14 protein-coding genes are annotated in these 16,535 nt (G+C 46.9%); all 14 read right to left on the bottom strand.

Going from position 1 to position 16,535, the window contains the following annotated elements; all coding sequences use genetic code 11:
• Positions 1 to 102: 102 nt before the first annotated feature.
• Genes ftsA through mraZ form a run of 14 tightly spaced genes read right to left on the bottom strand, consistent with a single transcriptional unit; the run spans position 103 to position 16,154 of the window.
• Complete coding sequence (gene ftsA, locus ACYX4N_RS06720; protein WP_474805356.1) at positions 103 to 1,332, bottom strand: cell division protein FtsA; 1,230 nt, start codon at positions 1,330 to 1,332, stop codon at positions 103 to 105.
• Between the two features lie 7 nt (positions 1,333 to 1,339).
• Positions 1,340 to 2,110: a cell division protein FtsQ/DivIB gene (locus tag ACYX4N_RS06715; protein WP_476056016.1), complete on the bottom strand. Its 771-nt coding sequence runs from the start codon at positions 2,108 to 2,110 to the stop codon at positions 1,340 to 1,342.
• 2 nt (positions 2,111 to 2,112) lie between these two features.
• On the bottom strand, positions 2,113 to 3,096 hold the full coding sequence (locus ACYX4N_RS06710; protein ID WP_476056015.1) for a D-alanine--D-alanine ligase: 984 nt from the start codon (positions 3,094 to 3,096) through the stop codon (positions 2,113 to 2,115).
• Positions 3,089 to 4,543 (bottom strand): UDP-N-acetylmuramate--L-alanine ligase, encoded by a 1,455-nt coding sequence (gene murC / locus ACYX4N_RS06705; RefSeq protein ID WP_476056014.1) that lies wholly within the window; start codon positions 4,541 to 4,543, stop codon positions 3,089 to 3,091. The genes ACYX4N_RS06710 and murC overlap by 8 nt, the downstream gene beginning before the upstream one ends.
• Entirely contained in the window at positions 4,543 to 5,673 is a 1,131-nt protein-coding gene (murG, locus tag ACYX4N_RS06700; protein WP_476056013.1) for an undecaprenyldiphospho-muramoylpentapeptide beta-N-acetylglucosaminyltransferase, read from the bottom strand. The genes murC and murG overlap by 1 nt, the downstream gene beginning before the upstream one ends.
• Positions 5,666 to 7,090: a cell division protein FtsW gene (gene ftsW, locus ACYX4N_RS06695; protein WP_476056012.1), complete on the bottom strand. Its 1,425-nt coding sequence runs from the start codon at positions 7,088 to 7,090 to the stop codon at positions 5,666 to 5,668. Before ftsW ends, murG begins: the two co-directional genes overlap by 8 nt.
• On the bottom strand, positions 7,087 to 8,595 hold the full coding sequence (gene murD, locus ACYX4N_RS06690) for a UDP-N-acetylmuramoyl-L-alanine--D-glutamate ligase (RefSeq protein ID WP_476056011.1): 1,509 nt from the start codon (positions 8,593 to 8,595) through the stop codon (positions 7,087 to 7,089). The genes ftsW and murD overlap by 4 nt, the downstream gene beginning before the upstream one ends.
• Positions 8,596 to 8,616: 21 nt before the next feature.
• Positions 8,617 to 9,699: a phospho-N-acetylmuramoyl-pentapeptide-transferase gene (gene mraY, locus ACYX4N_RS06685; RefSeq protein WP_014950432.1), complete on the bottom strand. Its 1,083-nt coding sequence runs from the start codon at positions 9,697 to 9,699 to the stop codon at positions 8,617 to 8,619.
• On the bottom strand, positions 9,693 to 11,102 hold the full coding sequence (locus tag ACYX4N_RS06680) for a UDP-N-acetylmuramoyl-tripeptide--D-alanyl-D-alanine ligase (RefSeq protein ID WP_476056010.1): 1,410 nt from the start codon (positions 11,100 to 11,102) through the stop codon (positions 9,693 to 9,695). Before ACYX4N_RS06680 ends, mraY begins: the two co-directional genes overlap by 7 nt.
• Positions 11,099 to 12,664, bottom strand: coding sequence for a UDP-N-acetylmuramoyl-L-alanyl-D-glutamate--2,6-diaminopimelate ligase (locus ACYX4N_RS06675; protein ID WP_476056009.1), 1,566 nt, complete (start codon positions 12,662 to 12,664; stop codon positions 11,099 to 11,101). The genes ACYX4N_RS06680 and ACYX4N_RS06675 overlap by 4 nt, the downstream gene beginning before the upstream one ends.
• On the bottom strand, positions 12,654 to 14,429 hold the full coding sequence (locus tag ACYX4N_RS06670; protein WP_476056008.1) for a peptidoglycan D,D-transpeptidase FtsI family protein: 1,776 nt from the start codon (positions 14,427 to 14,429) through the stop codon (positions 12,654 to 12,656). Before ACYX4N_RS06670 ends, ACYX4N_RS06675 begins: the two co-directional genes overlap by 11 nt.
• Positions 14,426 to 14,761, bottom strand: coding sequence for a cell division protein FtsL (ftsL, locus tag ACYX4N_RS06665; protein WP_118492788.1), 336 nt, complete (start codon positions 14,759 to 14,761; stop codon positions 14,426 to 14,428). The genes ACYX4N_RS06670 and ftsL overlap by 4 nt, the downstream gene beginning before the upstream one ends.
• Positions 14,758 to 15,699, bottom strand: a complete 942-nt coding sequence (gene rsmH, locus ACYX4N_RS06660) for a 16S rRNA (cytosine(1402)-N(4))-methyltransferase RsmH (protein ID WP_476056007.1) — start codon at positions 15,697 to 15,699, stop codon at positions 14,758 to 14,760. The genes ftsL and rsmH overlap by 4 nt, the downstream gene beginning before the upstream one ends.
• Complete coding sequence (gene mraZ, locus ACYX4N_RS06655; protein WP_024016783.1) at positions 15,696 to 16,154, bottom strand: division/cell wall cluster transcriptional repressor MraZ; 459 nt, start codon at positions 16,152 to 16,154, stop codon at positions 15,696 to 15,698. The genes rsmH and mraZ overlap by 4 nt, the downstream gene beginning before the upstream one ends.
• Positions 16,155 to 16,535: the final 381 nt, after the last annotated feature.

The raw sequence follows: 16,535 nt of genomic DNA, 5'->3' as shown, positions 1-16,535 counted from the left end.
CTCCGGTTGTACGTCTTTTTAAACACTACGCCAGGTCATTCCCTTAGGCTAATTGCTTCCTGCTAGCCTTAATGCCGTAGCTATAGCGCCCCCAAAATAAAATTAAAATTCACCTTTAAACCAGCTTTGCACTCGATGAAATAAGCTTTCACCGGTTTTCTGCGTACTGGACTTCTTATTATCAGATTGTACTTTGCCATATTGCAGCAGCCCTACGACTGTTGCAAAGCCAGCATCATCAACGTATTCAGACAAGCCTTTTACGTCGATGGGTTTGCCCACGCGCACGGGCATCTGGAAAAGTTCTTCGGCAAATTCCACAGCACCTTCCATCTTAGCGGTACCACCAGTAAGTACAAGACCTGCTGCGATTTGCTCTTCCAGACCGCTGGCACGAATTTCATCATGTACCAGCTCAAAAAGCTCTTGATAGCGAGGTTCAATGACCTCAGCTAGCGTATGTCGAGACATCACTCTAGCCGGGCGCCCGCCCACACTAGGTACTTCAATACTGTCTTCCATACTCACCATATCTTTTAATGCACAGGCATAATTCACCTTAATTTCTTCTGCATTGCTGATAGGCGTTCTAAATATTTTAGCAATGTCGCTAGTAATTTGATTACCCGCAACCGGTATAACTGCCGTGTGGCGAATCGCACCATCTGTGAATATAACCATATCCATAGTGCCACCACCAATGTCAACCACACATACGCCAAGCTCACGCTCGTCGTCAGTTAACACAGCATAACTTGACGCCAACGCTGAAAAGATCAGCTGGTCGGCATTCAGTTCACAACGCTCTACACATTTCACCATGTTTTTCGCCATATCGTCGGCGCAGGTGATAATGTGGGCGTCGGCTTCCATTCGTACTCCTGACATACCGATAGGGTTTTTAATACCTTCTTGTACATCAATGGTAAATTCTTGAGGTAACACATGAAGTAAACGACGTTCCGCTGCAATTGGCACACTGCGCGCCGCGTGAATAACGTTATCAACATCTTCTTGTGTTACTTCTTGGTTGTTAATCGGTACCATGCCGTTTTCGTTTTGGCATTTTACGTGACGCCCCGAGATAGACATGAAAACTGAAGATACACGGCAATCTGCCATTAACTCCATCTCGTTTACTGCACGCTGTACTGACTTAACGACCAGGTTTAAATCGTTAACGCCGCCCTTATCCATGCCTTTCGATGCATGGGTGCCCACGCCAACGATACTGATTTGATCGTCTTCTAGTAATTCACCCACCACGGCCTTTACTTGGCTGGTGCCGATATCTAGCCCTACAATCAAATTGCGTTCAGCAGGTTTTGACATGGTTTCCTTAACTCTCTTCATCTGTGGCGCTGTCATCTTTCCATCCGACTGCAACGCCCGTGTCATAGCGAAGGTCGACGTATTTCACCGCCTTCTCTTGTTGCGCCAAAAGTGGATAAACATCAATAAACCTTTGTAGCCTATCGATAAACTCCTGACGCCCTAAATTCAATTTAATGCCGTTTTCCAACTGCACTTGCCACGCAAATCGCTCACTCAGTGACAATTCATCAATCGTCATGTCTGTTGTTGCTATTAAAGCGTGCATCGCGTTATAGCCCTCGAGGGCGGTTTTTTCACTGCCACCCGGACCGTACAAGCGCGGCAAATCAAGCTTCACGCCTTCGTCGTTAAACGTGTCCCCATAAGGGTTTAACAACAAATCTTCATTCCATTGCGCAACCGGCTGCTGCTCAACCAAATAAATTTTTAACGTATTTGGCCACTTCTTTCTTACTGACGCGCGATAAACCCAAGGCTGCGCTTCAACAAGCTCAAATACTTCGTTTACGTCAAGCGCAAAAAAGCTTCCAGGCTGCGCCTTGCGTATTAACCGCTCTAGCTTGGTAATATCGATGTGCTGATAATCACCAGAAAAATCGATAACCTGAACCGGCATTTGCTGTTCGTCTTGCAAATACTGGTTTGCTTTAAGCCCGCCAAATACTAACCCAGCAATTACAAACAGTAAGAACGCGACACCGCCCCACACTGCCGTTTTGCTTTTTCCGCCTTTTTTAGAAGCAGACTTAAGTTGATTAGTATTGGTATCCGCCACGTTTACGCCTTGTTTGCAACGTCATCAAAACTGGTAGAAAGAATACTTAGTACCAGTTCGTCAAATGTTAATCCTGCAACTTTGGCTGCCTTCGGCACCAAACTCTTTTCTGTCATGCCAGGTACTGTGTTCGCCTCTAGCAAGTAAAATTGCCTTTGGTTGTCCTGCATAACATCAATTCTTCCCCAGCCGCTGCCAGAAATAGCGTCAAAAGCACGAGATGCTAATTTTGCTAACTGTGCTTCTTGCTCTTCAGACAAGCCGCTTGGGCAATAGTATTCTGTTGTATTATCCTGATATTTCGCAGCATAATCATAGAACGTATGTGGAGTAGACATGCGAATAGACGGCAACGCCTGCCCCTGTAATACAGAAACAGTGAATTCGGGGCCGTCTATATACTGCTCTAACAGGACTTGATTATCGTATTTAAAGGCGTCCTGAATGGCAGTTTCGAGTTGATTAGCGCTTGTCACTCTCGCCATGCCAATACTCGACCCTTCTCTGGCCGGTTTTACCATGACTTCATTCCCCAATTTATCCATTATAGCGCTGCACTTACCAGCTTCAAAGTGCCTTTTATCAGCAATTTCATATTTTGCAGTGGGTAAACCTAAACTTTGCCACACTTGCTTAGTATGAATTTTATCCATTGCCAGCGCAGAGCCTAAAACTGGGCTCCCCGTATAGGGAATTTTTAGGAACTGAAGGGCCCCTTGCATAGAGCCATCTTCACCGCCGCGACCGTGAAGCATGATTAGTGCTCTGTCGACTTTTAATTCAAGAAGATCAGTAAGCGGCCGCTCTGCTGGGTCAAAACCAAAGGCGTCCACACCTTGCCTTAATAGCGCCTTTAATACCGCATTACCTGAATTAAGTGATACTTCGCGCTCTGCAGAGTCTCCACCAAGCAGCACAGCCACTTTGCCGTACTCACTCGGTAAATGGGTCTTCTGCGAGCGAACACTTACCGAAGGACTAATCATGTTGCTTCCCTTCCTTCGTAAGCGATGCAGGCTCTAACTCATGGCGTGCTAGAAGCTTAGCAATTTGTCCGATATTACCGGCACCTTGGGTCATGACGATATCGCCATCCTGTATGATATTCGCCAAAATTCCTGGAAGCGCCTCTTTATCGCCCACATAAACAGGCTCTATCTGGCCGCGCTGACGTATGGACCGGCACAATGCTTTACTGTCAGCACCTTCAATGGGCTGTTCACTGGCAGCGTAAACATCTAGAAGCAACAGCGCATCAACGCTCGACAGTACTTCAACAAAGTCTTCGTAAAGGTCGCGGGTTCGCGTAAAGCGATGGGGCTGATAAACCATAACTAAGCGTTTATCAGGCCAATTTGCCCGAGCCGCAGCGATAGTCGCTTTAACTTCCGTTGGGTGGTGACCATAGTCATCCACCAAACAAACTTCACCTTTACTGGTAGTAAACGTACCTAGCTGCTCGAAACGACGGCCTATGCCGCCAAAGCTGGCTAGCGCGCGAATGATAGCGTCGTCATCTACACCTTCATCAGTTGCTACAGCAATAGCAGCAAGGGCATTAAGCACGTTGTGGTTACCGGTGAGGTTCAACGTAATATCTAACGGATCACGCTCTGGTCGAATAACGGTAAAACTCGCTTTACCAAATGACAGTGAAATATTCTCTGCACGATAGTCGTTATGAGATTCAAAGCCGTAGGTGAGAATGCTTCGGCCTATGCGAGGACGAATCTCTTGAATATTCGCATCGTCACCGCATACGATGGCCTGACCGTAAAACGGTAGGTTTGACAAAAACTCAACAAAGGTATCTTTTACTTTCGAGAAGTCGCCACCATAGGTATCCATATGGTCCGCTTCAATATTGGTCACAACCGATACCATTGGCTGCAAGTGAAGAAACGATGCGTCACTCTCATCAGCCTCGGCGATTAGATAACGGCTTTTGCCTAGTCGCGCATTCGTACCAGCGCTATTAAGCAGGCCACCAATAACAAAGGTAGGGTCATACTCAGCTTCTGCGAAAATCGTCGAAATCAAACTGGTTGTAGTCGTTTTTCCATGGGTACCCGCTACTGCAATACCGTGGCGGAAGCGCATCAACTCTGCCAACATTTCTGCACGGCGAATGATCGGAATGCGCTTTTCACGAGCAACGATAATTTCTGGGTTTTGCTCATTGATGGCGCTAGAAACCACAATAACGTCCATGCCTTCGACATTTTCCGCGCGATGACCTATTTTAACATCAGCACCTAATTCGCTTAAGCGCTGAGTCATTGGCCCTTCTTGAATGTCAGAGCCAGCAATAGCATAACCTTCGTTTAGTAATACTTCGGCAATACCACCCATACCGGCACCGCCGATACCAATAAAGAAAATATTTTTAACCCGGCGCATTTGCGGGCTTTCAAATGGGGTTTTAAAAACCATTAGTCCCCTACTCCTACCACGCTTTTAACGTGGCTTACTACATTTTCCGTGGCATGAGTGCTTGCACATGTTTTTGCAACGCCACCCATATTCAAGCAGTCTTCAGGGTGTTGTAACCACTGACGCACCGCCTGCCCTAAGTTTTCTTTCAATACTGATTGAGCAATCATCAGTGCCGCATTTTGCTTCACTAACGACTGCGCATTTTTCGTTTGGTGATCGTCCACCGCAAAGGGTAGCGGCACAAAAATAGCAGCCCTACCAGCGGCGGCCACTTCGCTCACCGTAAGTGCACCGGCTCTACAGACAATAAAGTCAGCCCATTCATAGGCTGCGGCCATATCATCAATAAAATCACTGACATCAACTTTCGCCATATCAGCGCCTACGGATTTATAAGCTTGAGCAACACTTTCACTGTTGCCTTTACCGCACTGGTGCTTTATTGATAAACCTTCTAGGGCACCGCATGTCTCAGGCACAGTTTCATTCAAAATCTGTGCACCTAAACTGCCGCCAACTACAAGCATATTTAAACCTTGCTTGTGCTCACTAGTGTTTTCAAAGGTGTTTGCACGAGCGTCTGCGTTAATGTCTACAGGTTTAGGTATCACCTGCCAAATTTCATCGCGAACAGGATTGCCAACAGTATGCACCTTATCTGCAACCCCTGAAAATTGTTCTTTAGCATCGTTAAAGCCAAGCAACACACGGCTTGCAAATTTACTGAGAAGCTTATTAGTCATGCCAGCCGCTGCGTTTTGTTCATGCACTATCACAGGAATACCTAAGCTCTTCGCTGCAACGCCGCCAGGACCGCTCGCATAGCCGCCAAAACCAATTACAATATCCGGCTGTAGACGTTTTATAATTCGTCTTGCAGAAAATAAGCTTTTTACTAAAGCGACAGCACCTTGAATACGTGCCGACATACCTTTGCCACGAAGCCCTTTTACGGGAATAAAGTGAATAGGTATGTCGTGCTTAGGCACTACTTGCGCTTCCATTCGCTCGGCAGTGCCCAGCCAATGAATATCCCAGCCTTCATTTCGAAGCGCGTTAGCTACTGCAAGACCTGGGAAAACATGTCCGCCTGTACCGCCAGCCATAATTAAGCAACGCTTAGCCATTATCCGCCTCCTGCGCTACGCGCGCGAGTATGGCTTTAATGCCGGCTTTACCTTCATCTTCTGCACTTGATGTTTTGGCGCTAGGTTTAGCTTTAACCGTCGCTGTAGAAAAATCTGTTTCATCTGTATTGCTCTCTACACTCGCTCCACCTTCAGCTTGTGACGCTTTAGCTTGTGACGCGCTTGTAGGAATAGGCTTTTTACGTCGGGCTTTGCTTTTACCTGACTTGCCATCGCCCCGGCCAATCGCCTGTACGCCGTCAACGCGTAATTCAAAATCGATACGAAGTAATATGGCTACTGCTACTGACATAATGATAAGTGACGAACCGCCGTAACTAACTAGCGGCAGTGTTAACCCTTTGGTTGGCAGAATACCGGCGCTTGCACCAATATTTACCGCCGTCTGGAAACTGAACCAGATGCCTATGCTGTAAGCCATGTAACCATCAAACGCTCGGCCTTTTTCAAGTGCTTTGTTTCCAATGCTCAGCGCACGTAACACCATCCATAAAATGAGGCCAAGTACGGCAAGCACACCAACAAAGCCGAGCTCTTCGGCCAAGATGGCCATAACAAAGTCAGTGTGTGCTTCTGGCAGAAATTCTAATTTTTGTAAGCTGTTACCCAGGCCTTGCCCAAACCAGTTACCACGGCCATAGGCCATTAAAGACTGGGTAAGCTGATAACCTGCACCAAATGGATCGGCCCAAGGGTCTAAAAAGGAGGTAACCCGTTTCATTCGGTATTCTTCGAACACGATAAGCGCTACAACCGCCAATATGCCTGCAAACACCAGTGCGAAGAACTGCCAAAGTCGTGCACCTGCTAAAAACAACAAGCCAATTGTAGTAGCAAACATCACAACGACCGTACCTAAATCAGGTTGAAGAAGAAGCAACATTGCAAGTGCAAAGAACACCACAAGGGGCTTAATAAAGCCTTTTAGGTTCTCGGTAACTTCTTCATAACGGCGAACCAGATACCCTGCCAAATACGCAAAGAAAAAGAGCTTAGCTGGCTCGGCAGCTTGAATGGTTATAGGGCCAATCGCTAACCAACGGGTACTCCCGTTTACGGTTCTTCCCACCACCAGTACTGCTAGCAATAGGGCGATGGCCGCAAGCAGAAGGTAGGGGTTGGTCATGCGCCAAAACTGCATGGGTAAATTAAGGACTACCATTGCAGCGACGATGGCCCCAACAATGTAAATACCGTGGCGAATGGCGAAGTAGAATGGATTATCGTGCAGCCTATCGGCCACCGGCATAGACGCAGAAGTAACAATAACAACGCCGATGCTCATTAGCGCGAGCGCAATTAAGATAAGCGTCACGTCATAGGGATGTTTAGCTGAAGGTTGGCCGTCGTGCTTCGCGGCAAATAACGCGCTAAGTTTGGTAGAGGCAGTCATCATGATGAGGCCTCCACAGCGCCGTTATTTTCACTGTCTAGATTATGTAGGTCGTGTACGTCTTGTTTAAACACGTCTCCGCGATGCATGTAGTTTTTAAACATATCTAAGCTTGCACACGCCGGAGAAAGCAGCACTACATCACCAGGGGCAGCAAGCCTTGTTGCTGCTTTTACGGCATCTTTCATGGTTGCCACACGAGTGGTATGCGCGAACGTATTTTCAAACAGGTGTGCATCTTTGCCTAAGGCGAACACATGGGAAACGTGCTGCTCTAGATATGGTGTTAGGCTTGCCATATCCGCGCCTTTAGCGTCACCACCGGCAATAAGGATCAGCTTTCCTTGTGTAGTTGGTGCTAGCCCTTCAAGGGCCGCAACCGTTGCGCCAATGTTGGTTGCTTTGGAGTCGTCGATATATCGGATGTCGTTTACACGGGCTATTTCCACACAACGATGTGGTGCAGCTTTAAAACTGTGTAGATGTTTAACCGCGAGCGCTGGCGAAATACCTAGCTGAAGGCAGATGCCTAATGCAGCCATAATATTTAGTACGTTATGCATGCCCGCTAAATGAATATCGCTTAAGGCAATAAGCTTTTCGCCATTAAACGTAATGTATAGGCTTTGTTTATCGCTAAGCGTGTTACCGTCACCGTTAAAAGACGCAATCGCAAACCCTGTGGTCGACTCCCCCAGCCCATATTCAATGATATTCATTGACGCTAGCGACTCTTCATTAGCTACGGTATCTGATGCTGTATTACCCTTAGCCTCAGTAATAAGCTGCTCATCAGGCGCTACAAACTCACCGTCTCTCCATACAATCGCAGATTTCGCGTTATCGAAAATGCGATGTTTGGCATCGATATATGCTTCAAGGGTGATATGACGGTCTAGGTGGTCATCGGAAATATTAAGCACAGTGGCAGCTTCAAGTACTAGGCTAGACGTAGTTTCAAGTTGAAAACTTGATAGCTCTATTACTACTACATCTGCATCACTTTGCAGCGCTTCAAGCACAGGGCGACCTACGTTACCCGCTTCAATACTTTTTACGCCGCAGCTTTTAAGCAGATGGTTCACTAATAAAGTGACTGTGGTTTTGCCATTAGAGCCAGTTATGCCTACTACGCGCTTAGCTGGCGTAGCGCTGTTTTTGGTGGCATTTAAACGGGCGAACAACTCTACATCGCCGATCACCTCAACGCCACACTTTTGCGCTAAAGCCACTTGTTCAATATTAAGAGCAAGCCCCGGGCTTAACACCAAGGTGTCTACACCATCAAAGTAGTCTTCGCTTAAGGCATGGCAAGTGACCTTCTCCGCCATAAAAGCTTGCATGTCAGAGTCGTGGGCACTATCAAGATCAGCAGGTGCAGTAAAATTAGCACGTGTATCAAACGCTTTAACCGTCGCCTTTTGTTGCAACAAAAAGCGCGCGCAAGCCTGACCTGTAACACCTAGGCCACCGACTACATAACTATGCTCACGTACGTTATACGACATTACTATTTATCTCTTAACCGCTTATCTAAGTTTGAGGGTAGCAAGACCCACTAACACCAAAATGATTGAAATGATCCAAAAACGCACAATAACGCGTGGCTCTGGCCAGCCCTTCAATTCATAGTGGTGGTGAATAGGCGCCATGCGGAAAATTCGCTGACCACGCAATTTGTAAGAACCTACCTGAAGGATGACCGACAAGGTTTCCATAACAAAAACGCCCCCCATGATGATTAACACCAGTTCCTGACGCACTAGTACTGCAAGCACGCCTAATGTGCCGCCTAGCGCTAGTGAACCAACATCGCCCATAAACACTTGTGCTGGGTACGTGTTAAACCATAAGAAGCCTAAGCCTGCACCGACCATAGCGGTACACACAATCACCAGTTCACTGGTAAGCGGAATATGAGGAATGTTCAGGTATTCAGCAAAGTTCGCGTTGCCTGTTACATAGGCAAAAATGGCAAATGCGCCCGCGACTAGTATGGTTGGAACGATGGCTAAACCATCCAATCCATCAGTAAGGTTTACCGCATTACTGGTCCCTACAATGGCAAAATAGGTAATGATAATGAAGAATGCACCTAACTGCGGAAACACTTCTTTAAAGAAAGGCACCAACAGTGAGGTTTCAGCGCTTATCGTTGCGCTGCTGTATAGATAGAACGCGACCCCTAATGCAACGACCGATTGCCAGAAATACTTCCAGCGCGCGATAAGCCCTTTTGAGTCTTTGCGGATTACTTTTCTATAATCGTCAACAAATCCGATAATACCGTAGGCTACAACCACAGTTAGGGTTACCAGCACATAGCGATTAGTCAGGTCAGCCCAAAGCAGACCACTTACTACAATGGCCGCAAGGATCAGCAACCCGCCCATGGTGGGTGTACCGGATTTTGATAGATGGCTTTGCGGGCCATCGTCACGTACGGTTTGACCAATTTGCATACGCTGCAAATAACGAATCATCTTAGGGCCAATAAGAATGGCAATAAGTAACGCGGTCAAGGTGCTCAAAATTGCTCGAAGGGTAAGGTATGAAAATACGTTAAACCCTGAATCGAATTGTGTCAGCCAGTCGGCTAGCCAAATTAACATGCTATTCGCTCCCGACGGCTATCGTGCTTTCCCAGCGCAGAGGCCTCTACCGCCTCTACCACACGCTCCATTTTGGAGCTGCGTGAACCTTTAACTAAAATTGAAATATCGCGCTGCTGCACTAACAAATCACTCTCCATTGCGGCCAACAAACTTTCAACATCGCTGAAATGGCCACCGTTTTCATTAAACACAGCACTCGCTGATTGACTTAAAACACCCATGGTATACAGGTAATTAATTCCTTTTTGTTTAGCGTATTCCCCTACCTGCTCGTGGTAATAACGCGCTTTTTCGCCCAGCTCTTTCATGTCGCCTAATACAAGAACGCGGATGCCTGAAAAGCTACTTAGCGTATCAATTGCTGCATTAACAGACGCCACGTTGGCGTTGTAGGTGTCATCTAACAGGCGAACTTGTTCGGTAAGCTGTTTTACATTCAAACGGCCGCTAACTTGCTTCATGGCAAGTAAGCCGTCGCGCACGTTTTCTAGTGTGGCGCCAACTTGCAGCGTTAATGCCGCAGCGACAAGGGCATTCCCCACGTTGTGAACGCCAGGAATAGTAAGCTGAATAGACATATCACCTTGCGGGCAAACCAAGTGGAATTCGGCGCACCCATCTAATCCAATGGTGATATCTTCTGCTCTAAAGTCAGCATCGTTTTTCTGCTGGGGCGAAAACGTTAGCGTTTTGGTCTGTTTAAGTTTGCCTTGCCAAAATTCGGCAAACTGGCTATCAACATTGACTACCGCCACGCCCTCACTGCCTAAGCCTTTAAAAATTTCGCTTTTGGCGCGCGCCACGCCTAGCAAGCTGCCAAAGCCTTCTAAGTGAGAAGCGGCGGCGTTTACGATAGTCGCGACGTCCGGCTTAACAAGGTTCGTGGTATAGGCGATTTCACCAATGTGATTTGCGCCTAATTCCATAACCGCGTATTCATGCTGAGGCTCTAGGCGTAAAAGGGTTAGCGGCACACCAATATCATTATTGAAGTTACCGTTTGTGGCTAATACATTGCCTCTTCGCTCCAAAATAGCGGCACACATTTCTTTTACGGTGGTTTTACCACTGCTTCCGGTGATAGCAATGGTTTTAGGCGCCACAGAAGCTTTAACTGCTGCACCTAACAGGCCAAGTGCTTCTTTGGTATCTTCAACCATGATGACAGGTAACGAGGTTGATACGTCTTCACTGGCAATAACCGCACTTGCTCCCGCTTTTTCGGCCGTTGAAACAAAATCATGGCCATTAAAATTCGGGCCTTTCAAGGCCAAGTAAACTGCGCCATCTTCTAGAGTGCGGGTATCGGTACTTACTGCAGACACTTCGATGTCAGCAGAACCTTTTAATAATTTTCCGTTAACCTTTTCGGCTATCCATGACAGCGTTGTTGTTATCATTTGCTGTACTCCTGTTGCAGTCGCGCCACAACTGCACGTTCGTTATAGTTAGTCTTTTTGTCACCGATAATTTGGTAATCTTCATGGCCTTTTCCGGCCACGATGATGATGTCGCTTTCATGCGCATGCTTAAGGCAATGACGAATAGCTTGCTCGCGATCAGGTATAGACACTGCCAGCTCAGAGTTTTTTAAGCCCGCAATGATGTCCTTAGCAATAGACTCAGGGCTTTCGCTTCTGCTGTTATCTGTGGTGATCACAATAGCGTCTGCACCAACCTCGGCAGCCTGCCCCATTAACGGCCGCTTACCTTTGTCTCGGTCTCCGCCACAGCCAAACACACACCACACTCTGCCTGTTGTATGGAATTTGGCGCTTAACAGCACTTTCTCCAGAGCGTCTGGCGTATGCGCGTAGTCCACCACCAAGTTAGCAGCACCCGTTACAGGGAAAACTTCCATTCGCCCGGGTACAGGCGTGATTGCATTTACCGCGTTAACCACGTCATCAAAACGTTCACCTTCAGCGAGTAACGTACCCATAGCACTAAGTACATTGCTGATATTGAACTTTCCAAATAGTGGCAGCGAAATAGCAGCGCTTCCCCACGAACTTAACAGTTCAAAGCTACATCCACCTGCATGATAAGAAGCATTTGTGGCGAAACAATGGCGACTTTGTGGATTGTTATGTTTGCGCAAGAACTCACTTTCACCGCTTCCATCCAGACCACTTTCATCTATACCTGTCCAGACGCGTGTAATCGTCTTATCTGCTGCACCATCCCACTTCTTACTTTCATCGTCGTTAGCGTTTAACACTACAACTTTCAAACCCGGCTGTTGAAGTAGCAAGCGCTTGGCTCTGCCATACTCTTCCATTGTGCCGTGATAATCTAAGTGGTCACGAGTAAGGTTGGTGAAAACAGCGATATCGGTTTTTACTGTACCAAGACGTCCTTGAACCAATGCGTGAGAACTTGCTTCAAAGGCCGTATGGCGCACTTCGCTTTGCACAAAGTCTGCCAACAAATATTGCATACGTATGGCATCGGGGGTGGTATTTGCCGCTGGCGTGTTCGACCACTGAGTTTCATCGCCCTCAAACACACTACTTCCTAAGGTTCCTATGCTCGCGCAACGGGTACCTAGCGCGCTCTTTAACTGGGTAAGCAGTTGAACTGTAGAGGTTTTTCCATTAGTTCCTGTCACTGCTACCGTCGTCACTTTCTGGGCAGGGTAGTCATAAAACGCAGCAGCCAACGCAGAGAGCATTTGCGGTAGTTCATATAGCGAAATGATGACGCTGTGGTCGCGCATTTCCATTTGACCATGAGCGCGACTGTCTTCAGTTTGCGCCAGAATTACACGAGCCCCTAAACTTATTGCCTGGGGTATAAAATCGCGACCATCACGTTCATGCCCTTTAACTGCAACAAACGCTAAGCGCGTATTCACTTCACGGCTATCTAACGTTAAACCCTCAATGCGGATATCGGGGGCATCTACACCAAATTTTGCTAACAAGGCTTTAATACTTTGAATAAAGGCACTAACTACCACTTTGACCTCCTTTCAATAAGCGACTTGACGTAACCTGCTTGTCATCGGGCGTAACGTTTAACATGTGCAGTGCACCACCCATAATCGATGAAAAGACAGGTGCAGCGGTATCCCCCGCGTGATACAAATCGCCGCCGGGTTCATTGATCAATACAATAGTTACTAGCCTTGGGTCAGACACTGGTGCAATACCGGCGAAAATGTTCACGTACTCTTCCCCGTAACCGCCAGCTACCGCTTTGCGGCTGGTACCTGTTTTGCCTGCTACGCGATAACCTGGAACTGCAGCTTTGGTTGCCGTGCCACCGCGCTGGGTTACGCTTTCCATCATTTGAACAATGGCTTTTGCGTTTTCTTCGCTGATCACACGCTCTGATTGAGCTTGCCACGAAGGTTGTTCTGGTGACTTGATTATATTAAGTGGTGTTTTTGTACCGCCGTTTGCCAATGTAGCGTAAAGACGCCCCAACTGTGCCGTAGTTACAGAAATGCCGTATCCAAACGACAATGTGGCTAACTCAAATTCAGACCAGCGGCTACGCTCATGGAAAATACCACTGCTTTCGCCTGCCATGTTCAGCCCGGTATCGCTCATAAGGCCCATGTTGTAGTAGGTATCAAGCAAAAACTGTTTAGGCACAGACAACGCCAGTTTAGATGTGCCCATGTTCGAGGAATGCTGAATAATTTCTTCTAGCGTTAGCTCGCCATAGTTGCGTGAGTCTTTTACTAGGCTACCGCCTAAACGCATCCAACCAGGGTGGGTGTTTACTGAATCTTCAGGCTCAACTTCACCGAATTCTAATGCAGTAAGCACTGCCAGTGGCTTCAATGCTGAACCCGGCTCGAACGCGTCAGTAATAACCCGGTTACGCATTCTATGCGCAGACAATTTGCTTCTGTCGTTGGGGTTAAAGGAAGGCGCGTTAACCATAGCCAATACATCACCGCTTTTTACATCGATAACGATGGCTGAAGCCGAACTTGATTGATAGTAAATCATGGCTTCTTTAATTTCTTTGTAAGCAAGTGCTTGAATGCGCTGATCGATAGTCAACTGCAGGTCGCCGGCTTTTTCACCAGATTTAGTTTCTAAGATTTCTACCTGACGGCCTTTCGCATCACGGCGTATTTTACGAGAGCCCGGCGTGCCCGTTAGCCACTCGTCATACATGCGCTCTAATCCTTCAACGCCTGTGTCATCCACATCGGTTACCCCAATTAACTGCGCTGACACCTCACCCGTAGGATAGTAGCGGCGGCTTTCACGACGAAGATAAATGCCTGGAATGTCCAGTTTATCAACGTATTCTGCCATGGCGGGCGACACCTGACGCTGCAAATAAACAAAGCGGCGTTTAGGGTTTGCCACTTTTTCTTTGAGTTCATTTACGTCTTGGCGCAGTACATCTGCCAGCGCTTCCCAGCGGCGTTCTTCCTCGAAGCCGTTATTTTCATGGATAATTTTTGGGTCTGCATAGATGGCGCGAACAGGAACACTTACCGCCAGTTCGACACCGTTTCGGTCGGTAATAAGCCCGCGATAAGTTGGCATGTCTCGGGTTCTAAGCGTGCGGTTGTCGCCTTGTTGAATAAGCTCATCAGGTTCGATAACTTGAATGTAAGCTGCGCGAGCGGCTAACACACCAAACACTAGCATGATCACAATAAGCACAACCACAAAACGCCAGTGTACTAGGCTTGGCGTCACATTTTGTTTTGCGCCTGTCTTGTTGCGCTTACGAGAAAGTGCAGATGTACTCATTTCAGCCTCACCACTACTTCATCGTCTGCCGTGGCACGATACATTTCTAACTGCTTTTCAACTAGGTTTTCTATGCGGTTATGCTCGGTCAAAGCCCGTTGTTCAAGCACCAGGTTACGCCACTCGACATCAAGCTCATCTTTCTCTTGCATAAGGTCTTCAAGGGCGATGACCTGCTGTCTGTTGTGATGACTGCTAAGTGTCACTGCCATGGCACTTGTGATAACCATTAAATACAACAAAACCCGCAACTTGTTGCGGGTCAAATCTGAAACAATAATGAGCAGTAATTTGAAATTAGTGCTGGCCTTGTCTGGTATGGCTTTGGTCATAACTTTTCTGCCACACGCAATACCGAACTGCGGGAGCGAACGTTGTTCGCAATCTCCTGTTCTGAGGGTTTTATTGCTTTACCCAGAGCTTTGAGCACTTTATCTGCATCTATTTCAGCTTGGGTTATCGGTAAATTGTGCGGTACAACTTTCCCTTTACTTTGATCCTTAATGAAGCGCTTTACTAAGCGGTCTTCTAACGAGTGAAATGAAATAACGGCTAAGCGGCCTTCTTTTGCTAACACTTGTGTGGCAGCTTTAAGACCCACGCGAAGTTGCTCTAGCTCAGCATTGATATAAATGCGGATACCTTGGAATGCGCGGGTTGCAGGATGCTTGAATTTGTCTTTTACAGGTACGGCTTCATCGATGATTTTGGCAAGCTGTGCAGTACGGGTAATAGGTGTATCTTTACGTGTGTTAACAATAGCGTGAGCAATGCGCTTGCCGAACTTCTCTTCGCCAAACTCTTTAATGACCTGTGTTATGTCTTGCTCTTCTGCGCTAGCCAACCAGTCTGCAGCACTTTGTCCACGTGAGGTGTCCATACGCATATCCAGCGGGCCGTCACGAAGAAAGCTAAAGCCGCGTTCAGCATCGTCAAGTTGAGGTGAAGATACGCCTAAGTCCATAAGCACACCGTCAATCTTACCGGTTAGCCCTAGCGCGTCGATTTCTTCTGCCATATCACCAAACGGTGAATGGATAATGCTAAAACGCTTATCTTCAGCGAAGCGTTCTGCCGCTTTGATTGCTTGCGGGTCACGGTCAAAAGCGATGAGACGCCCATTTTCACCTAAAGCCTTCAAAATATGTGCTGAATGCCCACCACGTCCAAACGTAGCATCGATATAAATGCCGTCCGGTTTAATGGCTAGCGCTTCAATGCACTCATCAAGCAGTACTGAAATGTGTTTAAATTCGCTAGGCTGCGTCATAGAGAAAAGTCCTGTAATCGTTCGGTAAGTTCAAATTCGCCTTTGCGTTCGGTGTCTATATCAGCTTCAACTTGTTGTGCCCAAATATCGGCATCCCAAATTTCGAATTTGTTTAACTGACCAACTAACATGACTTCTTTTGAGAGTTTTGCGAAACTTCGCAGTGGAGTAGGAATAAGAATACGTCCGCTTTTATCCATCTCGCCTTCTGAAGCATAACCTAGTAGCAATCGCTGCAAGCGACGCTCGGCTGGGATCATGCTTGAAAGTTTAGAGAGTTTTAGCTCAATCTCTTCCCATTCGGGAAGTGGGTAAAGCAGCAAACAACTTTGTTGTGTATCGACTGTGCAGACCAGTTGTCCCTGACAATCATCCAGCAGCGACTGACGATACTTCGTCGGTATAGCCAGTCTGCCTTTTGTATCCAGATTGATTGCGTTAGCGCCGCGGAACATTCCCCTAGCCTTTTATTATTTGCTCTTGGTTTTCTTGTTTTTTGAGTACTAATCTGCAAAGTGATGATGATTTGATCCACAATTCGCCACATTTACCCACTGAGATACAGTTTAGGTACCAATGATCCCCACTGTCAAGTAGAAAAAAGGCGTGAAAGCCGCATAAACACTGGGATTGAACTGGTTGGATATACAGTATTTTTAGGAAGTGTATGATTAGGCGCGTAAAAAAGATTAAAAAATATTCAGGTGGGCAAAATTAAACTTAAAATTTATCGATGAACGGCTGTTTGTATCTAATTTGAATGCGTTGATTAGGTTAAAAGCAGTATCTAGGAATAAACGCAAAAAATGAACTACCAACCGAAGTTGATAGTTCAT

It is taken from the genome of Alteromonas sp. ABH4_452 (genome assembly GCF_056311825.1).
The sequence above is the reverse complement of the archived record's forward strand: the minus strand, read 5'-3'. Positions and strand labels throughout refer to the sequence as shown.

Bases quoted from the DNA above. Each gene is read 5' to 3' on its own strand.
- ftsA (WP_474805356.1), bottom strand. From the start codon at position 1,332: ATGTCAAAACCTGCTGAACGCAATTTGATTGTAGGGCTAGATATCGGC.
- ACYX4N_RS06710 (WP_476056015.1), bottom strand. From the start codon at position 3,096: ATGATTAGTCCTTCGGTAAGTGTTCGCTCGCAGAAGACCCATTTACCG.
- murC (WP_476056014.1), bottom strand. From the start codon at position 4,543: ATGGTTTTTAAAACCCCATTTGAAAGCCCGCAAATGCGCCGGGTTAAA.
- murG (WP_476056013.1), bottom strand. From the start codon at position 5,673: ATGGCTAAGCGTTGCTTAATTATGGCTGGCGGTACAGGCGGACATGTT.
- ftsW (WP_476056012.1), bottom strand. From the start codon at position 7,090: ATGATGACTGCCTCTACCAAACTTAGCGCGTTATTTGCCGCGAAGCAC.
- murD (WP_476056011.1), bottom strand. From the start codon at position 8,595: ATGTCGTATAACGTACGTGAGCATAGTTATGTAGTCGGTGGCCTAGGT.
- mraY (WP_014950432.1), bottom strand. From the start codon at position 9,699: ATGTTAATTTGGCTAGCCGACTGGCTGACACAATTCGATTCAGGGTTT.
- ACYX4N_RS06680 (WP_476056010.1), bottom strand. From the start codon at position 11,102: ATGATAACAACAACGCTGTCATGGATAGCCGAAAAGGTTAACGGAAAA.
- ACYX4N_RS06670 (WP_476056008.1), bottom strand. From the start codon at position 14,429: ATGAGTACATCTGCACTTTCTCGTAAGCGCAACAAGACAGGCGCAAAA.
- ftsL (WP_118492788.1), bottom strand. From the start codon at position 14,761: ATGACCAAAGCCATACCAGACAAGGCCAGCACTAATTTCAAATTACTG.
- rsmH (WP_476056007.1), bottom strand. From the start codon at position 15,699: ATGACGCAGCCTAGCGAATTTAAACACATTTCAGTACTGCTTGATGAG.
- mraZ (WP_024016783.1), bottom strand. From the start codon at position 16,154: ATGTTCCGCGGCGCTAACGCAATCAATCTGGATACAAAAGGCAGACTG.